Consider the following 16,988-nt stretch of genomic DNA (forward strand, 5'->3'; position numbering starts at 1 on the left):
GCGTGGACTACCAGGGTATCTAATCCTGTTTGCTCCCCACGCTGTCGCGCCTCAGTGTCAGTTACTGCCCAGCAGGCCGCCTTCGCCACCGGTCTTCTATCGGATCTCTACGCATTCCACCGCTACACCCGATATTCTACCTGCCTCTACAGTACTCAAGCCTTGCAGTATTCACGGCAGACCCGGGGTTGAGCCCCGGGCTTTCACCGCAAACTTACAAAGCCACCTACGCGCCCTTTACGCCCAGTGATTCCGGACAACGCTCGCACCCCCCGTATTACCGCGGCTGCTGGCACGGAGTTAGCCGGTGCTTCCTCACCCGGTACCGTCAAGTCGGAAAAATCCGCTATTCGTCCCGGGCAACAGAGGTTTACACTCCGAGGAGCTTCATCCCTCACGCGGCGTCGCTGCGTCAGCCGTTAGGCCATTGCGCAAGATTCCCCACTGCTGCCTCCCGTAGGAGTCTGGGCCGTTTCTCAGTCCCAATGTGGCTGGCCATCCTCTCAGACCAGCTACCCGTCGTCGCCTTGGTGAGCCGTTACCTCGCCAACAAGCTGATAGGCCGCAAGCCCCTCTCAATGCCCATTACTGGTTTCATCCCCGAGATATGCCCCTCAAGGATCACATGCGGAATTACCCGGCCGTTAGGCCGGCTATGCCCCACATCGAGGTAGGTCGCTTACGTGTTACGCACCCGTTCGCCGGTTGCCATTGCTGGCCCCCGTGACTTGCATGTGTTATGCACGCCGCCAGCGTTCGTCCTGAGCCAGGATCAAACTCTCCAATAGAGAAATCTGATAGCTCTTCCCGAACGCGGCCATCTACGGACATTTAAGCCCGTAGGCTACCACGTCCGGAATCACTTTTATGAATATTCAGGTCTATACTCTCCCCGAAGCCCTGAATGGCCTCGGATCAACGAGTCAGCCTCGCACATCCATCGATCTCAATTTCAATTGTCAATCAGCGTTTCGCCACATTTTCAGTGGCAGCCTTCCAACCTATCGTTTCTGCCCCTCTTTCGCAAGGGGCTTTTTGAACTTTCTTCAGACTTCTTGCCGCGCCCTACGCCCTGCTCAACCAACCGCGGCAACCGCCTCTCCACGCTCCGAAAATGCAACAACTTCGGCCGCGCCTCGACGTCTCAATTCCACTCTACAATCAGCAACAACTTCGCCATACTACGGCGGATGCGCATCCTAACGGACGCCGCACTCGAAAGGAACCCCTGAAAGCCGCTTTTCTCACGCCTTTTTCAAGACTCCCAACCCTACCGCACGCAGCATGACAAATGCCCCCTCTCGGAATCGAACCGAGAACCTACTGATTAAGAGTCAGTTGCTCTAACCAATTGAGCTAAGGAGGCGTTTCACTCCGAACTACCAGCGTACCACTCCAGTTCCACCACCGCTTGCCGTAACCGAGCGGCAGAACACCGCCAGAACCGCGTGGTCGCTCTCGCTCGTGACCTACCAGGTGGTGCGCCAGGAGGGGATCGAACCCCCGACCTGCAGCTTAGAAGGCTGCCGCTCTATCCAACTGAGCTACTGGCGCTGGACAGCCTCCCAATTTGGCGCGAACGACCCAAAAATGGAAGCCCCGCGCGCCACGATCTCACGCATAATGACGCAGCCCGTCCGGACGACTGCCAACTCGCCGATAGCTCGCCGATAACCACAGCGCGGGAACGCGCATTGCCACACCATAACCCGACAACACTCCGCCAAGCGAAAGTCACCCGAGCAGCCGGTACTCGGCGAGGAGCTCCACATATGCAGTACGACGACTTTCTGGCTCTGGTTCAGGAACACGCTGGACTCAATAGCCGCACACGCGCGCTCGACATAACGCGCGCCACACTGGAGACGCTCGCCGAGCGGGTCGAGGCGGACACCGCGGATAACGTCGCGTCGCAACTTCCGCCCGGGATCGCGCGGTTTCTGCGCAATCGCACGGGCGGTACGGGTGAGCGCTTTCCGGTAGATGAATTCGTGCACCGCGTCGCCGAACGCGCCGACATCGATTCCGACGAAGCGATTCGCGAGCTTCGGATCGTGCTCCAATCACTTGCTGAAGCGGTTTCCGAGGGCCAGGTGAATCACCTGTGGGCGGAGCTACCGGGCGAATACCGGACGCTGTTCCAACCGACACAAAACTCCGGCCGCGCCGGCGCGATCAGGAGTGAAGGAAGCAGCTGATAAATACACCGTGCAGCGGATGAGATCGCATTCAACGATTGGATTCGGAATGCAGTTTCAGTGCTCGCACAACACTCGGATTGTGTGCGTGATGCGTGTCGTGCATAATCCGAGACGCAGTGCGCGATGGTGACAAAGTTTGCGAACGCCCTGCGCGTTCGCGCTCGCTACGGCTTGCTTCGAAAGCGCTCCCGGCGCGCCTGTTCTGCGTGCTCCTGTCGCTCGAGCGCTGCGCGATCCTGCGGCGGCGCGGCGTCGGTGGCTTGCGTGGTTCCTGGCTGGCCCGGGACGGGCGGTAGCGGTGCCCAGTCAGAGGTATCGGGCCGATATGCCCACATCGTTCCGTCGTCGCAGAGCGCGACGAGGTTGTTGACGGGTCCGGTGAGCTGAATCACGTGCCGCATCGTGCCCCCTGCATTGATGGTGATCGCGCGACGTTCCGAGGGCCGCCGTATCGACCGGATTGACACTCAGGAACAAGATAAGGCCCCGCATCGAAGATCGATGCGGGGCCTTATCTGCAGCAAGGTCGGGGCGGCCAGATTCGAACTGGCGACCTCCTGCTCCCAAAGCAGGCGCGATACCGGGCTACGCTACGCCCCGAGTCAATGAACTTAGTCGGGGTCGGACGGTTACGGCAACGCTCAGGCGTTTTCTCCCGAAAGCACCTCGAGCAGCGATCTGAAGGCGCGGCCCCGATGGCCGATCCGCTCCTTGTCCTCTTCCGACGCCTCGCCGAAGGTCTGCTGCAGCTCCTGCGACACGAAGTGCGGGTCGTAACCGAATCCGCTGAATCCGCGCGGCTGCGGGACTATCACGCCGGCGGTGGTCCCGGTTCGCACGACTGCACGCTCGCCATCCACGAAGGCTGCAGCACAGATGAACGACGCCGTCGCCGGCAGTGCGTTCATACGGCGGAGCTGCCCCAACAGCGTCGCATTGTTCGCCGCGTCGAGCGATTTGCCGGTGAGATCCGCGCGTCCCGAGTAGCGCTTGCTGCGCACCCCTGGGCGCCCTCCCAGCACGTCGACTGCAAGTCCAGAGTCGTCGGCGAAGGTGGGAAGGCCGGTGCGTCGGTAGAAATACTGCGCCTTTGCGAGCGCATTCTCCTCGAACGTCTCCCACGACTCGATGGAATCTTCGTCGTCCGCTTCGGTCACACCGGCCTCGGTGAGGTCGGTGATCTGGAATGCGGTGCGGGCAAAGATACCGCGGAGCTCGCGCAATTTCCCTGGATTGCGTGTCGCGATGATGGAGCGCGTCGTCACCGGCCGAGTGCGACGGTCTGTCGCTCCGTGAGCTCGGTGATGCCGCGCGTGGCGAGCTCGAGCAACCGATCGAGCTGAACACGATCGAAGGTGCCGTGCTCACCGGTGCCCTGCACCTCCACGTACTTGCCTTCGGAGCTCATGACCACGTTCATGTCCACTTCCGCACGCACGTCCTGCTCGTAATCGAGGTCCAGGCGGGCGACTCCGTCGATCACGCCGACGCTCACGGCTGCGACGCGCCGACGGATTGGCGACACCGGGATCTTGCCCTGCGCGACCATCCAGTCGAACGCGTCAATCGCTGCAACGGCCGCGCCAGTAATCGCCGCGGTGCGCGTTCCGCCGTCGGCCTGAATGACGTCGCAGTCGAGCTTGAGCGTGAACTCGCCAAACTTGAAGTCGTCCAGCATCGCACGAATCGATCGGCCGATCAATCTCTGAATCTCCTGCGTACGTCCGCCAATCTTCTCACGCTCCCGGGAGGTGCGCGTGCGCGTTGCACGCGGGAGCATTGCGTACTCCGCGGTCAACCAGCCTTCGCCGCGCCCGCGCCGCCACGACGGCACGCTGTCCTCGATCGATACTGCGCAGAGCACCTTCGTCATTCCAAAAGAGATGAGACACGATCCCTCTGCATACGGTGAGACGCCGCGCTCGATGGTCACTGGCCGCATCTGCTCTTCGCCACGCACTGGCACTTCGGAACTACCCACGCATCCGCTCTATGATTGAGGTTGTAGACTGGCCGGCAGTCAATGGGATCACAAGTACGTCGCCGCCGCGCGCGCGGACTTCTTCCGCGCCGACGATCGTCGCCTCCGTGTAATCACCGCCCTTCGCTATCACGTCGGGCATGAGACACCGCACGAGCTCGAGCGGCGTGTCTTCATCGAAGACCGTGACGACATCGACCGATTCGAGTGCGGCAATTACGTACGCGCGCTCGATCTGCGACCTGATGGGACGTGAATCTCCCTTGAGCCGGCGCACCGACTCATCGCTGTTGATTCCGACCACGAGCGCATCGCCAGCGGCACGTGCGGCCTGTATGACGTCGATGTGGCCGGGATGCAGCAAATCGAAGACGCCATTCGTGAACACCACGCGTCCCCAGAAATCGGTACGCCAGTCGCGCAGCGTATTCCACGACATCACTTTCGAAGCGGCGTCACGCGGTGTCACAACGGACCACTTTCGTTAAGGATGAAGTGCACGGTCCGCGAGTAACGCAACAGCTTCCACGAGTCGTCGTACGAGCCGAAGACGTGAATCGAACTCGGCGCGCGCTCAACCGTCACGTGGTAAGCTTCTTCGGGAAGATCGAGAGAGTCGGCGGCGGCCCATATCTCCTGGCGAATTGCGTCGTCCTTTCGAAACGTTGCGTAGCGTACCTGCTGATCGACAGCATCGCGGAAACGGTAGTAGCGCATGTAGGGCGCCCCGACGTTGATGACAACGTAGGTCATGATCGCCAGCGTCAGCAGCCAGCCAAGGCAGCCAAGATCGGAAGCACCACGTCGCGTCACCATTGCGACTGCACTCCTTCGACGATTGCCGTCACGAGCTTGTCCACCGCCTTGGAGCGGCCGATGCTCTCCTCACCTTCGTTGTACTGGCCGTCGACGATGTATCCCTTGCGCGACCAGAGATTCTTGCCCGTGACCTGATCGACGACGTCGACATCGAGCACCATCTGCAACGATCTCTGCACCGCCGAGGGCGCGCCGCGCGAGCGTGAGTCGACGCCGATCGGAATGCCCGATTCGTAACGCCGAATCGTTCCGCGCACCACCGCGCTCGCACGCGCTTCGGAAGCCTCGCGCAGCCCGAGCCGATTTATGAGCCGAACACGCAGCGAATCGGAGATCTCGCGCTGGATGTCTGCAACCGGCGTCTGGTTGTCGAACGGAATGACGGCGATGGTATGCACGTGCGACGGCAACCCGCCCCCGTGGAAGCCATAAAGGCAGCCGACGGCGGCGAGCAGGAAGGGAGCAACGAGTAGAAGCTTCTTAAAAGCGCCAGACGGACGCATCAAACGGCGGTACCGGTTGTTGGATCTCGATATCAAGGACGAGCGAACGCCGTCCAGACAACTCGTAACGAACTTTCTTTCCCGGAGCCCGGTCCACCCACTCGACGATCCTGTCGCCCGCCACTCGCTCGACGCGCGTAAGCTGGCTGCCGACTGCCGTGACTCTCCACTGAACCGGAGAGCCGAGTGATGCCCGAAGTGTATCGCCCGACACACGGATGATCGTATCGGAAACGGGGGGCAGCGCAAGACGCCCGAGCGCTGCCCACAGGAGGGGCGCGGGCGGCACCAGGTCGCGGCCGTTGGATCCCGGTGGCACCAACAGACTGTCTCCGACGAGAATCGCTGCGGCGGCCGCACCGAATCCACCCCCCAGGAACAGATCGACGCGGGCATGATCGGGCGGGCCCAAGCGAGCGACGCCCTCGCCGCGGCCGACTATCTGCCCCTGATCCAACTCCCACTTGAAGGTGATTTTCTGGGGAGTCACCGGGAGTGGAAATGACGGGAGCGTCGCGTCGAGCGGTGCGACACCCGGCAACGAGTGGATACGCGGTGCGCACGCGGCTGCAAGGACCAGCAGCAGAGCGACAGAGGTTCGCCGGACATGATGCGCGCGACGCAACACCGGGAGACCGCTCACCAGCGTACGCGGATCGAGTTGATCGCGTCACCTTCGACAAGTGCGTCCATCACGTTCAGCCCGCTCGTTACCGCACCGAAAACCGTGTAATGGCCGGTCAAATGCGGCTGCGGGGTAAGTGTCAGGAAGTACTGACTGCCACCCGTGTCCGGACCAGACAGGGCCATCCCCACAGCGCCGCGCGAATACGGCAGCAGTGTGAGCTCGTCGCGAATCGCGTAACCCGGACCGCCCTCGCCGTCGCCACGCGGATCTCCATCCTGTGCGACGAAGCCGGGAACTACGCGATGGAATCTCAGGTTGTCGTATGCGTGCCTGTCGGCGAGCGTGGCAAAATTGAGTACCGTGAGAGGCGCCTTCACTCCATCGAACGTGATGACAATACGTCCGCGTATCGTGCGCAAGGTTGCGGTCGGAGGGTGTCCGCGCAGCGACGGCAGCACTACACGACGCACGGCATTCTCGTACCACTCGAGCGGACGGTCGACCGCAGCCGTGTCGAGTGACCGCGCCTGGTTTCCGGGAATCGAGCTGCGCACTATCGAGTCGGGATCGGATCTCCCGGCGGTGAGAGCGCGCTGAACAGCGGCATCGCGGCGACCGGTGTCGCTCGCAGCGAGAAGCTGATACGCAGCGCCGCGCACGCGCGCATCGGGATCGCTCGTCGCAGCCAACGCAACGCCGCGCGCGCGTGCCGTATCGCGCGAGCCGGACCATGCGCCGATCGCGACCGCTCGAAACCGCCAATCGGGCGAAGCACGCCACAGCGAGTCGGCTGGCAACGTCACACCCGAGGCAGCGGCTCCATCGAGCAGCGATCTGCGCACCTTGTACGTGGTGTCGAGCGCCCAGGCCTCGCGCCACAGCGATACCGTGGTGTCGAACGCGGGCGCCGCGCTCTGAGCAGCAGCGACTCGCACGTTGGCATCACGGTCGTACAACGCGTGGAGAATTACAGCTCGCTCGGCAGTTCCAAATGACGCAATCGAGTGAAGCGCATTGATGCGAACGTACGGGCTCGGATCGGTGACAAGCACACGCAATCGCCCGATGGCCTCCGCGCGCAGCGAGTCACCGACCATCTGCTTGCCCAGCACGCGCGCAAGCTCGGCGCGAAATGCAGCGTCCGGATGCGGCGCATCCAGCAGCGGCCTCACGCCTGACCGCGCGCGCGCTCGTGCGACCGAGTACGCTGCGGCCCAGCGAAGTTCGGCGTCGGGAGAATGGAGATACGGCGCAATCGCGGCGACCGCGAGCGGCCGCATCTTGGACATCGCAATCAGCAGCTCGCGCAATGTCGCACGCGAAGCTGCATTGCGTTTGGGTGATTCGCCGAGCAGTGCCGCGACCGTGCCGGACGCCGGCGCCCCGATCTCGCCGAGCGCCCAGGCCGCGGACGGAGCGGCAGCGCCAGATGTGCGAGCGATCGACGCGAGCATGGACACCGCGCTCGTGTCGCGTACGAGACCGAGTCCGAATATCGCCGAAGACGCGACGACCGAGTCCGCGTCATGGGTGAGATCCCGCAGCAATGGCAGTGCGCGGCGTCTGTGTCGAAGCGCTACCTGCGACAGAGTGCGAGCGCCGACGCGCCGGATCTCCGCATCGTGCGATTGCAGCGCGGTCGCGAGCAGCGCCGTGTCGAGCGTGCGCTGGTCGGCCGACTTGAGGATGCGAGCGTAGAGGGTTACCTCGAGCGAATCAGCTTTCTGCGCGTGATGCGCGCCGGCTTGCCGGATCGCGACTACCGGGCGTACGGCTTGAACACCGAAGCCGGAGAGCACGGTAGCCAGCGCAAGTGTCAGCAACATGTCAGGCGATTACCCGCACGCGCTCTAGTTGTTGCCTCAAATGGTCAGGAATGCATGAGCCGCGCCCTTCGCGCGTCATGGCGACGAGGGTGGTGTATCCGGTAGCGATGGATGCGCCGTCAGCGGTCTCGATGTCATAATCGAACCGCACGACTCTGGACCGCACTTCGGTGACGCGCGTCGTGATGCGTATGACGTCGTCGTATCTGGCTGGCTTGATGTACCGCAGATGTGCCTCGACGACGGCCAGCGCGGTGCCCTCGCGTTCGAGCTCGGCGTAGGTCATGCCGCCCAGCGCCCGGATGAGATCCGTGCGGCCCATATCGCACCATGCGAGGTAATTGGCGTGATAGACCACGCCCATCTGATCAGTTTCCGCGTATCTCACGCGAACTTCGGTCACCTGGAGCATTTGTTAAGATACCGCCGCTGCGCTAAGCTTGTCGCGTGCTCAACACTCCATGCCACATCGTATCCGACCTGCATCTGGGAGTCGCGAACGCCGAAGTCGAACGATCGTTCGAAGGGTATCTGGCGGGGATTACCGGAAAAATTCCGGCCCTCATCATCAACGGCGACCTGTTCGACTTCTGGTTCGAGTGGAAGACGGTGATTCCAAGACGCGGCTTCCGGACGCTTGCCGCGCTTGCCGCACTGCGTGACAGCGGAACGGAGATCCTCTACATCGCGGGCAATCACGACTGCTGGGGCGGAGATGTCCTTCGCGAGGACGTCGGCGTGGAATATCACGTAGGCCCGTGGGAGGGGTCGATCGGGCCGTGGCGGGTACGTGTGGAGCACGGCGACGGACTTCGCGAAGTCGAGGACCGGAAGTACAGGATGGTGCGACCGATCATGCGCTCCCCGCTTGCGATCGGAATGTTCCGACGGCTGCATCCCGACTGGGCGACGCGGCTCGCGTCGGGCAGCTCGAACGCGAGCCGCACGTACTCGGCTCGTGACGGAGGCGAGGGGTTGCGCGCGATCGGGCATGCGCGCCTCGAGTCGGAACCCGAGCTGGACGTTGCCGTCTACGGGCACTCGCACGTTGCGGCGCTCGAGCGTGTGGGCGCGAGGCAGGTCTTCGCAAACGCGGGATCGTGGCTCGATGCACCGACGTACATCGAAATAACCGACAGCTCGATCGAGCTGCTGCGGTGGAACGGGTCAGCCGAGCGTGAGAGTCTCCACGTGATCGATCGCGGCGCCTAGAAAGCGCTCCCCGACGTTGCGGAACTGCTCGGGCACGTCAGAGGCGATGAAACGCAAGCGGGAGCGGTCGTCGCGCTGAGCGTGACGCAGTCCGCGTTCTGTCAGCAGGCGGGCGACCTCGCCCGCGGTCTCCTCGGCGCTGTCGATCAATTTTATGTCCGGCCCAAGCGCGCGCGCGATCACCGGTTTCAGGAGCGGGTAGTGCGTGCAGCCAAGGACCAGCGCGTCGATTCCGATGTCGCGCAGCGGCGCCAGATAATCCTGCGCGACAAGATTTATTGCGGGATGATCAAGCCAGCCTTCCTCGACGAATGGCACGAACAGAGGACATGCGCGCGCCGTGACTTCGGCCTCATCGTCCAGTGCATGGATGGCGCGCTCGTAGGCGCCGGAGCTCACCGTCCCCTGCGTTCCAACGACACCGATGCGTCGTGACGCCGATGCGCGAAGGGCGGCGCGCGCACCGGGCTCGATGACTCCCGTAATGGGGATGTCGAAATGCGCGCGCAGCGAATCGAGCGCGTGCGCGGTCGCGGTATTGCAAGCAACCACCACGTTCTTCACGCCCTGATCGCGCAGGAACGACGTGATCTCGTGAGCGTAGCGAGTCACCGTTTCGGGGCTCTTGGGGCCGTAAGGAACGCGCGCCGTATCGCCGAAATAGATGATGTCTTCGTCGGGCAACTGGCGCATGAGCTCGCGCACGACCGTGAGGCCGCCGATACCGGAGTCGAATACTCCGATGGGCGCATCGGACTGCATGTGTGTCGGAGTCTGTGTCAAGAGCCGTTCAGAATGCGAGCGAGGCGCCGATGGCGGCGCCGTTCGGGGTTGGGGTCACGGCGACGTTGGCCTTGAAGTCCCAGAGATTCGCGGCGACGTAAGCATCAGCGCCGGAAATTATGTGATTGAATATCAGAGCGGCGATCCAGTCTTCATAATGCGTTCGACGCGCACCGATGCGCGCGACGAGCCTGTTCTGCGTAAAACCGGTCGGAGTAATCACACCCGTGACCGTGTCAGCCGTGAAGCCCGTAGGAATGCTGTCCTTTCGTGCGGCGCGCGCCTCGCGCAGATCGAGTGCGGCCTTCCGCGCCATTCCGATCGAGAGCACCTCGGCCACCGCAAATAGAATCGACGATGTCGGACGATTGAGGCGCGATTGAGCGAAACCGGGAAGCAGCATCGAATAGATCATGGCGCGACGAGGCGCGATTGGCGGATGCTTCAGCGAGTCGGCGATCGTATCTGCGAGGATCGGCGTGCGGCCAATACCGATGGGTTGCGTGCGCTGTGCAACCACCGGCGCGGCGGCAAGCAGCGACACGAGCGTCGCGAAGCACGCGCGACGCGCGCGTGCTATTCCTCGACGATGACGCATTACCGGAGCAGCGTGGCGTGCTCCGCTCACGAGCTCGCCGACGCTGTCGCTCACGTCAGCGGTTGATCGCCACGATCGCGTCGATCTCAACGAGGGCACCACGCGGGAGCGCGGATACCTGCACGGTGGATCGCGCCGGACGCGCCTCGCCGAGCCAGCGACCGTAAACCTCGTTCACGATCGGAAACGCGGCCATGTCGTGGATGTACACGGTGGCCCGCGCAACATCGGCCCATGTTGCACCAGCGGCAGTGATCACCGCCGACAGGTTGCGCATGACGATCTCGGCCTGCTCGCGCACATCGCCTGTGGACATCTGGCCGGAGGCGGGGTCGAGTGCGATCTGACCGGCTGTATACAACATTCCGTTGACGATCACACCCTGGGAGTAAGGGCCGATCGCCGCGGGTGCATTGTCGGTGTGGACGTGCTGGAGCGCCATTTTGAAACCGTGAAAGAGCGAGCGAAAACGCCCGTGCAGCAGCGCGGGCCACGAATCAGGAAATATACCGCGTCGCAGGAGGGATTCGACGCGACGCTGCGCTCATGCTCGGCACATGATTCGCCGCTGTTGGCCGAGCGGCGTCACGGCATGGCGAGGGGGCCGTCGGAACTAGGATTCCGGCTGGTGTTCCGGTTCGGGGTGTTCGTCGCGCACGAGCTTGAGGTGACGAACGACGGGCGTAGCGACGTCGCCAGCTGAAGCGTCGGTGCGGTAGTAAGGATCCAGCTCGCGAAGCGTGCCGCGCAACTCGCGATAGCTCGTGACCGCCTGTGAGTGAGCTATGGATGCTTCGAGGCTGCCGGGCCCGAACTGCGCTTCGGCAAGGCGAGCGACATAGTAGCGCCGCCACGCCTCTCGTACGAGGCGCTCGGTGTGGCCGGTGCTCGGTGCGCCGGCGCGAAGTGCCTTCCACTGAGGCGGTGTGATGTCTGGTCGGCCGGGCGTGTCGTCCATGTTGTGGGTATCGGCAGCCCGGGCGAGTTTCCGAACCGCCTGACGCCATTCCGATAGCGGGATATCACATTTCTGCTCTAGCTTTCCTGCTATTGACAGCGGAATAGTCGCCGAGCGTTGTCGATCACCTGCGCACCCATCGTTCCGGCGTCGACGCCGCGCACGCTGGCCAAGCGAGCCGCTGTGAGCGCGACCCACGCCGATTCGTTGCGCTTGCCACGATGCGGGACTGGAGCGAGGTACGGCGCATCCGACTCGACGAGAATGCGATCATCGGGAATCGAGCGGATGATTTCGTCGCCTGCCCAGTTCCTGAACGTGACGATGCCGCTGAACGAGACATACCAGCCTGCATCGAGCGCTGTGCGTGCGAGATCGGCGCCGCTGGTAAAACAGTGCAGAACACCTCGGATGCCTTCCCTGCCCGCCTCACGGACCATCGTCGCGGTGTCGTCGTCCGCGTCGCGTGTGTGAACGACCACGGGACGGTCAAAACGCTTTGCCAGCTCGAGCTGCATCGCGAATGTGCGTCGCTGAGCGTCGCGCGGCGAGTTGTCGTAATGGTAGTCGAGTCCACATTCGCCTACCGCAACTGCGCCTGCGTCGAGCAGGCGCTCGAGCGCCGTGACGTCAGCGACGGGATCGAACGACGCCGCGTCGTGCGGGTGGATTCCGGCCGTGAATGTGATCCAGCCCGGATGCGTTGCCGCTATCCGGGCTGATTCATGTGCCTGCTCGATCGATGCGCCGATGCAGACGATGCCTTCAGCGCCCGCATCGCGGGCGCGTGCGATTACCGCGTCGCGGTCGCCGCCGAAGGCTTCGTCCGCGAGGTGGGCGTGGCTGTCGAAGAACCTTTCCATGCGGTTGCCGGGACGTTACGAGGATACTTGCGCTCGATCCAGATGAGCACCGGGCCGGCGATGTACACGGAGCTGAAGGTTCCGGTCACGATTCCGAAGAGCATGACCCAGGCGAACGGCCGGATGACTTCACCCGCGAAGAGCAGAAGCGCAAGAGTTGCCGCGGCCGTGGTCGCGTGCGTCAGGATCGAGCGTGGCAGCGTTTCGTTGATCGCGCGGTTGAGCGTGTCGTACAGCGTTTCCTTGCGGCCCTTGCGGAGGTCTTCACGCACGCGATCGAAGATGATGATCGTGTCGTTCAGCGAATATCCGAGCACCGTCAGCAGGCCGGCGACGACTGTGAGCGAGACCTCGAGGTGCATGACCTTGACGAACGCAAGCGTGGTGAACACATCGTGGCCAGTCGCAATGATCGCTGCGAGGCCGAACCGCCACTCGAAACGGATTGCAAGGTAGACCAGGGTAATGACGAAGGACAGGAGGATGGCGATGAGCGCATTGCGCTTGAGCTCATCTCCAACGCGGGGTCCGATGGCTTCGGTGCGAAGCACCGTCACATTTGCCTGGCCGAATTTATCGAACAGGACGCTGTCGACGCGCTTGGACACCAGCTCGGCGCCCGCCGCCTGCTGGGCGACATCCTGCGCGCCCGCGACGCGAAGCGTGAAGTCGCGCGGCGTGCCGAACTGCTGGATTTCGGCGTCCCTGAAGCCGGCGCGATCCATGGCCGACCGGATCTGTCCCGGATCGACGGGAGTCTTGAACTGAAGCTGCTTGAGCGTGCCGCCTGTGAACTCGATGCTGTAGTTCACGCCCTTGATCGCAAGGGAGCCGATTCCGATCGCGATGAATGCGACTGTGAGACCGACGGCGACGCGCCACCAGCGAATGAAATCGTAATGAGTGTTATGAAAGATTCGCAGCATTTAGATGCTCAGTGCCTTCTGGTCGGTGTTGCGGGTGAGCCAGATGATGTAGAAAGTCCGCACCACGAATATCGCAGTTACCATGGAGGCGGCGATACCAGCGAGCAGGGTGACAGCGAAGCCGCGAACAGGTCCGGTTCCGAATTGATACAGAACTGCGGCGGTGAGCGCCGCTGAAACGTTCGAGTCGATGATGGCCGGCAGTGCATGACGGAAGCCCTCGTCGATTGACAATCGTGTTGACTTGCCGTGGTCGAGCTCCTCACGTATGCGCTCGAATATCAGCACGTTGGCGTCGACCGCCATTCCAATCGACAGAACGAAGCCAGCGAGTCCAGGCAACGTCAGAGTTGCATCGAAACCTGCGAGCGCGGCGAGCGTGCAGAGGGTGTAGATCGCGAGACCGAAGACTGCGAGCAGGCCCGAGAAACGGTAGTAACCGATCATGATCACCACCACGAGGCAGAGCGCGATGGCGCCGGCCTGAATACTCGCGTGAATCGAGTCCGCGCCGAGGCTCGGACCGATGTTCCGGACCTCGTCGATCTTGAGCGGAACGGGAAGCGAACCGGCGCGCAGAACGAGGGCGAGATCCTGTGCTGCCTGGAGGTCGCGACCGCCGAGTGTGATCTGTCCCTGGGTGCCGATGGCTCCCTGGATGACCGGCGGACGCCCCATCACGAGACTGTCGAGCACGATGGCCATGTAATCGCCGATGTGCTTGGACGTCTCGTTGCGAAAGCGACGACCGCCTTCGTTGTTCAGCGTGAACTGGACAACCGTTCCTTCGGTCGGCGACTGAGTGGGCTTCGCATCGGTCAGATAATCGCCAGTGATGATCGGCCGCGCGTCGAGCAGATACATGGCGCGATAGGTACGCGAGCCAAGCGACGTGGTGTCGCTGGACCAGCGAATGACCTTGCCGGGAGGGATCGCGGCCTGGACCGAGGGAAGCGACAGGTAGCGCTGAAGCGCTGGCACGTCGTTCTGCGCAACATAGTACTCGCCGGGCATCTGGCCTTGCTGGACCAGCTTCGAGAACGCGCCGCCCGCAACCGCCGCGGTGTCCTTCTTCGTCGTGTCGCCCGGCGCCTTCTTCGCGGTGTCCTTGGAGAACAGGCCCTGCAGAGCATTCTTGGCGCTATCCGTCTGCGTCGTCGCTGGCGCGGCAACGCCCTTCAGCGCAGCGGTCGAGCCAAGACTCTTCACCGCGGCATCCAGTCGCGGAAGTGCCTTCTCGAGCGCTCCAGTCTTGTCTGTTATCTCGAACTGCAGGAACGCCGACTTCTGCACGACGTCCATTGCGCGCTGCGGATCATCTATTCCGGGAAGCTCCACAATGATGCGGTCGGCGCCGGCCTTCTGTACGAGCGGCTCGGACACGCCGAACTGATCGATACGGGTGCGCACGACCTTGAGCGCGCGGTCGATGGCGTCGCTCTTGTCGGCCACCTTCTGCTTGGAGTCATCGATCTCGAGAGCGAGGTGCATTCCGCCCTGAAGATCGAGGCCGCGCTTGAGGGGGACACGCTGAACGGTGTCGACGACGTAGACGCCATTGCGCTTGACTCGCTCGGTCACGGTGCGCGGGAACAACGCCCACGCCGACACGGCGATCAGCGCGAGAATGAGGAGGATGCGGTATTTGAGAGACATTGAATATCGAGATTAGCCCTTAAGGTTACCCTGAGACGACGCCACGGTCAACGCGGACCGCGCATCGGACTCATCCAGCTTGATCTGCTGCACCAGCGCATCGGCCGTCGGAAAGGCACGCGTGTCCCTCAGACGCTTCAGAACATCAATCCGCACGGGCTGTCCGTAAAAGTCGCCAGAAACGTCGAAGAGATACGCCTCGATCGACCGTTCGTGGTCACCGAAAGTTGGCCGTGGGCCCAGATTCATCATCCCGCCGTATGTCCCCGTGGGGGTGACGACACGGACCGCGTAAACGCCATCGGGCGGCAGCAGCTTGCGCGACGAAGGCTGCGAGAGGTTGAGAGTCGGAAAGCCCAGCGCGCGCCCTCTGGCAGCCCCGGGAATGACGACCCCACTGATCGAGTACGGCCGTCCGAGCAACTCCGCTGCACGCGGAAGGTCGCCACCGGCTACAGCGCGCCGTATCGCAGTCGAGGAGATCCAGCGTCCGTCTTCGGCGGCGACCGGATCCACGACGTCGACGGTAAAGCCGCGGCTCGCACCGAGTGCCTGAAGCACCGCTGCGTTCCCCGCTCGCTCGCGACCGAAGCCGTGGTCGTGGCCGATGAGTAGGTGCTTCATGCGGAAGTCATCGCGCAGCACCTGGTCCACGAATTCGGTCGCACTGAGTGACGCGAGCTCGTGGGTGAATTGGAGCACCACTACGTGATCCAGACCGGTCCGCGCGAGCGCGTCCAGCTTCTCCTCACCGACGGTCAGAAGCGGCGGCGCGGCGGCGGGATTGACGACGTCGAGAGGATGTGGCTCGAATGTTATGGCAACGCTGTGCAGTCCTTCACTCTTCGCCGCGGCGACGAGGCGCGAGATCACATCCAGATGTCCGCGATGCACGCCGTCAAAGGTGCCAACGGTCACCGCGGCTCCCTTCACTTCCGGCGGCAGATGCGCGCCGTCGCGAACTATCCGCGCTGCACTCACTCGGCGATCACCCTGAGCCTGCGTACCGTCGGCTTCGGACTGGCGCGAAGATCGTCGATCGTTGCGGCGTCGATGACATCGAACTCGCCGCTGCGCGTTCGACGCAGCGAGGTGAGATGCGCTGCGCTGCCGCATGCACGGCCGAGGTCGCGGGCGAGCGCGCGCACATATGTGCCGCCGCCGCAGATAATGGAGACGTTCAGCTCGTCGTCGGTGTGCGACGCGATCTGCCACTCGTGCACCGTGACGGGAGACGGGGCGAGCACGACGCTCGCACCGGCACGGGCCGCACGATACGCCGGTGCGCCCTGCACCTTCTTTGCCGAGAACTCCGGCGGGACCTGCGGTATGACGCCGGTGAGCGATGGAATCGCCGACAGGACAGCGTCACGGGACGGGAGAGGTGCTGTGCGAATCACGTCGCCGGTCGGATCACCGGTGTCGGTCTCCTCGCCGAAACGGATCGTAGCATCGTAAACTTTGGGCTCGTTGTCGATGAAGGTCGCCAGGCGTGTGGCGCGACCGAGCAGAAGGACGAGCAGTCCAGTGGCGAACGGATCGAGGGTGCCGAGGTGGCCGATGCTGCGTTCGCCGTATGCGCGGCGCGCGATGTCGACGACGTCATGTGACGTGATTCCAGCTGGTTTGTCGACGAGCAGCAGACCAGATACGTCGCCGTCGTCACCGTTCACGGTTCGAGTCTTCCGCCTTGATCTGTGCCAGGAGCGACTCGATGCGCGACGCCCGGGCCGCAGTCTCGTCGATCTGGAAATCGAGCTCGGGGGCAAGCCTCAGCCGCAGCGCGCGACCGATCTCGCCGCGCAGTCGGTGGCCGACCTGATTGAGAATCGCGACCGGATCGGTGCCGTTGGTGTCCATGACGCTGACATAGACTCGCGCGCGCCTGAGATCCGACGTGACATCCACGCCGGTGACCGTGACCATCCCACTGATGCGAGGATCACGTGAGCCACTCGTGAGATAGGATGCGACCTCCTCACGAATGGCGGCGGCTACGCGCTCAGCGCGGCGATTGTCGCGAGGCATCGCGAG

General features: G+C 63.2%; 21 protein-coding genes, 3 tRNA genes and 1 rRNA gene. 2 read left to right on the top strand and 23 right to left on the bottom strand.

What is annotated here, in order from left to right; translation table 11 throughout:
• From V4529_08445 to V4529_08455, 3 genes are all read right to left on the bottom strand, one after another.
• Nucleotides 1-788 (bottom strand): 16S ribosomal RNA (locus V4529_08445); the annotation flags it as partial.
• Nucleotides 789-1,292: 504 nt separating this feature from the next.
• Nucleotides 1,293-1,366: transfer RNA gene (locus V4529_08450), tRNA-Lys, on the bottom strand.
• Nucleotides 1,367-1,477: 111 nt separating this feature from the next.
• Nucleotides 1,478-1,554 (bottom strand) — tRNA-Arg (locus V4529_08455).
• A 218-nt stretch (nucleotides 1,555-1,772) separates the two neighbouring features.
• Between V4529_08455 and V4529_08460 the strand changes: the two genes are divergently transcribed.
• Nucleotides 1,773-2,198: a DUF2267 domain-containing protein gene (locus V4529_08460; GenBank protein ID MES2358362.1), complete on the top strand. Its 426-nt coding sequence runs from the start codon at nucleotides 1,773-1,775 to the stop codon at nucleotides 2,196-2,198.
• 167 nt (nucleotides 2,199-2,365) lie between these two features.
• Here the strand turns inward: V4529_08460 and V4529_08465 are convergent, their stop codons facing one another.
• The 10 genes from V4529_08465 to V4529_08510 all read right to left on the bottom strand — a co-directional run bounded on the left by V4529_08465 (nucleotide 2,366) and on the right by V4529_08510 (nucleotide 8,370).
• Complete coding sequence (locus V4529_08465; GenBank protein MES2358363.1) at nucleotides 2,366-2,602, bottom strand: hypothetical protein; 237 nt, start codon at nucleotides 2,600-2,602, stop codon at nucleotides 2,366-2,368.
• Between the two features lie 125 nt (nucleotides 2,603-2,727).
• Nucleotides 2,728-2,801 (bottom strand) — tRNA-Pro (locus tag V4529_08470).
• 41 nt (nucleotides 2,802-2,842) lie between these two features.
• Nucleotides 2,843-3,466: a non-canonical purine NTP pyrophosphatase gene (locus tag V4529_08475; GenBank protein ID MES2358364.1), complete on the bottom strand. Its 624-nt coding sequence runs from the start codon at nucleotides 3,464-3,466 to the stop codon at nucleotides 2,843-2,845.
• On the bottom strand, nucleotides 3,463-4,182 hold the full coding sequence (rph, locus tag V4529_08480; GenBank protein ID MES2358365.1) for a ribonuclease PH: 720 nt from the start codon (nucleotides 4,180-4,182) through the stop codon (nucleotides 3,463-3,465). The genes V4529_08475 and rph overlap by 4 nt, the downstream gene beginning before the upstream one ends.
• Nucleotides 4,175-4,621 carry a D-glycero-beta-D-manno-heptose 1-phosphate adenylyltransferase gene (rfaE2, locus tag V4529_08485; protein ID MES2358366.1) on the bottom strand — a complete coding sequence of 149 codons (447 nt, stop codon included), beginning with the start codon at nucleotides 4,619-4,621 and terminating at the stop codon, nucleotides 4,175-4,177. The genes rph and rfaE2 overlap by 8 nt, the downstream gene beginning before the upstream one ends.
• 26 nt (nucleotides 4,622-4,647) lie before the next feature.
• Nucleotides 4,648-4,998, bottom strand: coding sequence for a hypothetical protein (locus V4529_08490; protein ID MES2358367.1), 351 nt, complete (start codon nucleotides 4,996-4,998; stop codon nucleotides 4,648-4,650).
• Nucleotides 4,992-5,504 (bottom strand): LPS assembly lipoprotein LptE, encoded by a 513-nt coding sequence (gene lptE, locus V4529_08495; protein MES2358368.1) that lies wholly within the window; start codon nucleotides 5,502-5,504, stop codon nucleotides 4,992-4,994. Before lptE ends, V4529_08490 begins: the two co-directional genes overlap by 7 nt.
• Nucleotides 5,482-6,147, bottom strand: a complete 666-nt coding sequence (locus tag V4529_08500) for a hypothetical protein (protein MES2358369.1) — start codon at nucleotides 6,145-6,147, stop codon at nucleotides 5,482-5,484. Before V4529_08500 ends, lptE begins: the two co-directional genes overlap by 23 nt.
• Nucleotides 6,144-7,958, bottom strand: a complete 1,815-nt coding sequence (locus tag V4529_08505) for a peptidylprolyl isomerase (GenBank protein MES2358370.1) — start codon at nucleotides 7,956-7,958, stop codon at nucleotides 6,144-6,146. Before V4529_08505 ends, V4529_08500 begins: the two co-directional genes overlap by 4 nt.
• A gap of 1 nt (nucleotide 7,959) precedes the next feature.
• Entirely contained in the window at nucleotides 7,960-8,370 is a 411-nt protein-coding gene (locus V4529_08510) for a thioesterase family protein (GenBank protein MES2358371.1), read from the bottom strand.
• A 35-nt stretch (nucleotides 8,371-8,405) separates the two neighbouring features.
• Here V4529_08510 and V4529_08515 point away from each other — a divergent pair, with 35 nt between their 5' ends.
• Entirely contained in the window at nucleotides 8,406-9,170 is a 765-nt protein-coding gene (locus V4529_08515; GenBank protein MES2358372.1) for a UDP-2,3-diacylglucosamine diphosphatase, read from the top strand.
• Here the strand turns inward: V4529_08515 and murI are convergent.
• The 10 genes from murI to rbfA all read right to left on the bottom strand — a co-directional run bounded on the left by murI (nucleotide 9,126) and on the right by rbfA (nucleotide 16,982).
• Entirely contained in the window at nucleotides 9,126-9,953 is an 828-nt protein-coding gene (gene murI, locus V4529_08520) for a glutamate racemase (GenBank protein ID MES2358373.1), read from the bottom strand. The genes V4529_08515 and murI overlap by 45 nt on opposite strands.
• 7 nt (nucleotides 9,954-9,960) lie before the next feature.
• Entirely contained in the window at nucleotides 9,961-10,605 is a 645-nt protein-coding gene (locus tag V4529_08525) for a hypothetical protein (GenBank protein MES2358374.1), read from the bottom strand.
• A 1-nt stretch (nucleotide 10,606) separates the two neighbouring features.
• Nucleotides 10,607-10,993, bottom strand: a complete 387-nt coding sequence (locus V4529_08530) for a Rid family detoxifying hydrolase (GenBank protein MES2358375.1) — start codon at nucleotides 10,991-10,993, stop codon at nucleotides 10,607-10,609.
• A gap of 171 nt (nucleotides 10,994-11,164) precedes the next feature.
• Nucleotides 11,165-11,509 (bottom strand): hypothetical protein, encoded by a 345-nt coding sequence (locus tag V4529_08535; protein ID MES2358376.1) that lies wholly within the window; start codon nucleotides 11,507-11,509, stop codon nucleotides 11,165-11,167.
• An 89-nt stretch (nucleotides 11,510-11,598) separates the two neighbouring features.
• Nucleotides 11,599-12,372 carry a TatD family hydrolase gene (locus V4529_08540; protein MES2358377.1) on the bottom strand — a complete coding sequence of 258 codons (774 nt, stop codon included), beginning with the start codon at nucleotides 12,370-12,372 and terminating at the stop codon, nucleotides 11,599-11,601.
• Complete coding sequence (gene secF / locus V4529_08545) at nucleotides 12,303-13,298, bottom strand: protein translocase subunit SecF (protein ID MES2358378.1); 996 nt, start codon at nucleotides 13,296-13,298, stop codon at nucleotides 12,303-12,305. The genes V4529_08540 and secF overlap by 70 nt, the downstream gene beginning before the upstream one ends.
• The gene (gene secD / locus V4529_08550) at nucleotides 13,299-14,954 is read right to left on the bottom strand and encodes a protein translocase subunit SecD (protein MES2358379.1); all 1,656 of its coding nucleotides are present in this window, start codon (nucleotides 14,952-14,954) and stop codon (nucleotides 13,299-13,301) included.
• A gap of 12 nt (nucleotides 14,955-14,966) precedes the next feature.
• Nucleotides 14,967-15,935, bottom strand: a complete 969-nt coding sequence (locus V4529_08555) for a bifunctional riboflavin kinase/FAD synthetase (GenBank protein MES2358380.1) — start codon at nucleotides 15,933-15,935, stop codon at nucleotides 14,967-14,969.
• Nucleotides 15,932-16,627 carry a tRNA pseudouridine(55) synthase TruB gene (truB, locus tag V4529_08560; protein MES2358381.1) on the bottom strand — a complete coding sequence of 232 codons (696 nt, stop codon included), beginning with the start codon at nucleotides 16,625-16,627 and terminating at the stop codon, nucleotides 15,932-15,934. The genes V4529_08555 and truB overlap by 4 nt, the downstream gene beginning before the upstream one ends.
• Nucleotides 16,617-16,982 (bottom strand): 30S ribosome-binding factor RbfA, encoded by a 366-nt coding sequence (gene rbfA, locus V4529_08565; GenBank protein MES2358382.1) that lies wholly within the window; start codon nucleotides 16,980-16,982, stop codon nucleotides 16,617-16,619. The genes truB and rbfA overlap by 11 nt, the downstream gene beginning before the upstream one ends.
• Between the last annotated feature and the right edge of the window lie 6 nt (nucleotides 16,983-16,988).

It is taken from the genome of Gemmatimonadota bacterium (assembly GCA_040388625.1).
GTDB lineage: Bacteria > Gemmatimonadota > Gemmatimonadetes > Gemmatimonadales > Gemmatimonadaceae > Fen-1247.

Coding starts and splice junctions, on each gene's coding strand:
- V4529_08460 (MES2358362.1), top strand. CDS start 1,773: ATGCAGTACGACGACTTTCTGGCTCTGGTTCAGGAACACGCTGGACTC.
- V4529_08465 (MES2358363.1), bottom strand. CDS start 2,602: ATGCGGCACGTGATTCAGCTCACCGGACCCGTCAACAACCTCGTCGCG.
- rfaE2 (MES2358366.1), bottom strand. CDS start 4,621: ATGTCGTGGAATACGCTGCGCGACTGGCGTACCGATTTCTGGGGACGC.
- V4529_08490 (MES2358367.1), bottom strand. CDS start 4,998: ATGGTGACGCGACGTGGTGCTTCCGATCTTGGCTGCCTTGGCTGGCTG.
- lptE (MES2358368.1), bottom strand. CDS start 5,504: ATGCGTCCGTCTGGCGCTTTTAAGAAGCTTCTACTCGTTGCTCCCTTC.
- V4529_08505 (MES2358370.1), bottom strand. CDS start 7,958: ATGTTGCTGACACTTGCGCTGGCTACCGTGCTCTCCGGCTTCGGTGTT.
- V4529_08510 (MES2358371.1), bottom strand. CDS start 8,370: ATGCTCCAGGTGACCGAAGTTCGCGTGAGATACGCGGAAACTGATCAG.
- V4529_08530 (MES2358375.1), bottom strand. CDS start 10,993: ATGGCGCTCCAGCACGTCCACACCGACAATGCACCCGCGGCGATCGGC.
- V4529_08535 (MES2358376.1), bottom strand. CDS start 11,509: ATGGACGACACGCCCGGCCGACCAGACATCACACCGCCTCAGTGGAAG.
- V4529_08540 (MES2358377.1), bottom strand. CDS start 12,372: ATGGAAAGGTTCTTCGACAGCCACGCCCACCTCGCGGACGAAGCCTTC.
- secF (MES2358378.1), bottom strand. CDS start 13,298: ATGCTGCGAATCTTTCATAACACTCATTACGATTTCATTCGCTGGTGG.
- secD (MES2358379.1), bottom strand. CDS start 14,954: ATGTCTCTCAAATACCGCATCCTCCTCATTCTCGCGCTGATCGCCGTG.
- rbfA (MES2358382.1), bottom strand. CDS start 16,982: ATGCCTCGCGACAATCGCCGCGCTGAGCGCGTAGCCGCCGCCATTCGT.